The organism is Thioclava atlantica, from assembly GCF_000737065.1.
Lineage (GTDB): Bacteria > Pseudomonadota > Alphaproteobacteria > Rhodobacterales > Rhodobacteraceae > Thioclava > Thioclava atlantica.
Map to the genome: position 1 here is coordinate 1 of NZ_AQRC01000036.1, position 2,541 is coordinate 2,541.

Annotated in this window: 2 protein-coding genes; both read right to left on the bottom strand. The window is 65.2% G+C overall.

Annotation, left to right across the window (positions count from 1 at the left end; all coding sequences use genetic code 11):
* Positions 1 to 80 precede the first annotated feature (80 nt).
* Positions 81 to 812, bottom strand: a complete 732-nt coding sequence (gene istB, locus DW2_RS18795) for an IS21-like element helper ATPase IstB (RefSeq protein WP_038148989.1) — start codon at positions 810 to 812, stop codon at positions 81 to 83.
* A gap of 15 nt (positions 813 to 827) precedes the next feature.
* Positions 828 to 2,360 carry an IS21 family transposase gene (gene istA, locus DW2_RS18800; protein ID WP_038148991.1) on the bottom strand — a complete coding sequence of 511 codons (1,533 nt, stop codon included), beginning with the start codon at positions 2,358 to 2,360 and terminating at the stop codon, positions 828 to 830.
* Between the last annotated feature and the right edge of the window lie 181 nt (positions 2,361 to 2,541).

The window sequence follows — 2,541 nt, forward strand, 5'->3', positions numbered from 1 at the left end:
GATAGGGGAGCCGCGCGCGGCGCCGTGCGCGCCCCACGACGCTGGCGCGGCGTCGCGCGTGGCGGTGGCCCTGTCGCGCGTCATGTTTCGTTCTTTCGCAGTGAGGGGCCGTCCAAGGGCAACCTGTGAGCGTTGTGGACGATGCGGTCGAGGATTGCATCGGCGAAGGTCGGCTCGCCGATGACGTCGTGCCAGGCGTCGACGGGCAGTTGGCTGGTGATGATGATCGATCCGTTCTGGTAGCGGTCCTCGACGATTTCCATCAGGTCGCGGCGCTGCGATGTTGTCAGCCGTTCGGGCCCCCAGTCGTCCAGGATGAGCAGGTCGGTGCGAATGATCTGGCGGAACAAGCGGGGAAACCGCCCGTCACCATGGGCGAGTTCGAGATCGGCGAACAGACGCGACAAGCGGTGATAGAGGACGGTGCGACCGTCGCGGCAGGCCTTCTGTCCGAGCGCGCAGGCCAGCCAGGTTTTTCCGACACCGCAGGGGCCGGTGATGATCAGATTTTGCCGCTTTCCGATCCAGTCGCCGTGCGCGAGCTGGCGAAACAGGTCCCGGTCGAGTTGCCGCGGGGCGCGGTAATTGACGTCCTCGATGGCGGCGCCCCCATGGCGCAACTTGGCCGCGCGCATCCGACTCTGGTAGCGCTTCGTGCTGCGGTTCGCGGCCTCGCGGTCGATCAGAAGGCCCAGCCATTCGGCATGGCTGAGCTCGGCGGCATCGTCTTGCCGCTGCAACTCGGCGAAGGCCTCCGCCATGCCATCGAGCTTGAGGGCACGCAGGTGGTTCAGGGTGGGATGGTCGAGCATTCGGATGTCTCCTTCTCAGTGGAAATAGCTGGCGCCGCGGATATTGGGATGGGTGATCGCCGGGCCCTCCGCGGGGGTCTCTGGCCGTCGGCGATGCAGGTTGTTCCGGAGGATTGATTTGACCGAGCTGTAAGACAGGCCGCCAATCTCGCCAGCACGCAGGCAGGCGGCTTCAAGGGCGTCCCGGCCATGGGGCTTGGCGAGGCCCACGATCCCGATGCAGGCGCGGAAGCCTTGCTCGGGATGGGGTTTGGCGCGCAGGATCAGATCCACCAGGGTCGCCGTGTTGGGACCGATCTTCTCGGCCATGCGCCGCAGTTCGGCGGGGGTAAGCCCGGCATATCGGCGATGGCTGGCGGGCATGTGCGCGGCCACGGTCGTATGCTTGCGGTTCCCGGACGTCCGGACATGGGATGCCACGCGCTGTCCTTCATGGAAGATCTCGACAGTCCGGGCCGTGATCCGGGCCCAGAGCGTCTTCTTCAGGAGCTGGTGGGGCACGGAGTAGTAGTGCTTATGAACTTCGACATGGTAATCGAGGCCGACCCGCCGCTCGACCCAGTCGGCATACTCGTAGGGGGCCGCGGGCAACGACCGGAGCGCGGGCTGGTCGAGCTGTTCGAACAGATCCCGGCGGCTGGCGCCCAGGTGCCGGGTCACCTTGCCGTTCAGTCCCGGCAGCAGATCGCGGATCGCCGCGTTCACTTCGGCCAGAGAAAAGAACCGCCGTTTGCGCAGCCGCGCGATGATCCAGCGCTGGACGACAAGAACGCCGACCTCGGCCTTCGCTTTGTCGCGAGGCTTGTAGGGACGCGCCGGCAGGATCGCCGTGCCGTAATGAGCGGCCATCTCGGCATAGGTGCGGTTGATCTGCGGCTCATGAAAGCAGGCCTTGGTCACACCAGCCTTGAGATTATCCGAGACGATCTGCTCGGGCACACCGCCGAAGAAGGCCAGCAAGCGAACATGCGCGCCGATCCAGTCCGGCAGGCTCTGGGTCCAGGTCGCCTCGACATAGGTATAGTTCGAGGCACCCAGGACGCCGACGAAGATTTGCGCCACGCGGATCGCGCCGGTCTCGCCATCGATCACCTCGATGGTATCGCCGGAATAGTCGACGAACACGCGCTCGCCAGCCGCATGGTGCTGGCGCATGGTGGGCGACAGGCGGCCTTCCCAGCGACGGTAGAGGTCGCAGAACCGACTGTATCCATAGCCATCGTCCGGATGGGCGGCGCGATACTCCTCCCAGATCAGCGACAGCGTGACCCCCTTGCGGCGGAGTTGCCGATGAACCGCAGCCCAATCCGGCTGCGCCAATCCTCGGCGCGTTTGGCCGCCCGGCGGTGCAAACAGCCGTCGTTCCAGCGCGGCTTCGTCCAGCCCGTCCGGGAGCGGCCAACACAGTCCGGCCCGTTCCGCCCGCTTGAGATACTCGCTGATCGTCGACTGCCCGACGTTCAGGCTCCTCGCGATCTTCCGCGTCGACAATCCGGTGGCCCTCAGGCGAAGGGCTTCTGAAATCTTGCGCATTGGCAATCGTCTCATTCTGGGGCTCCTTGCTCGTCCTCGATGACGGCAAGGCTACCCTGCTGCACGATCGCCCAGCAGCCGGTCTCACAACTCGAAACCGGGATGATCGGATACCCCGGAATCCGTGACCGGATTAAATCGGAATGACCGACCGGATATTATCGGAATCGGTGACCGGATGACCCCGGTGTGCGCA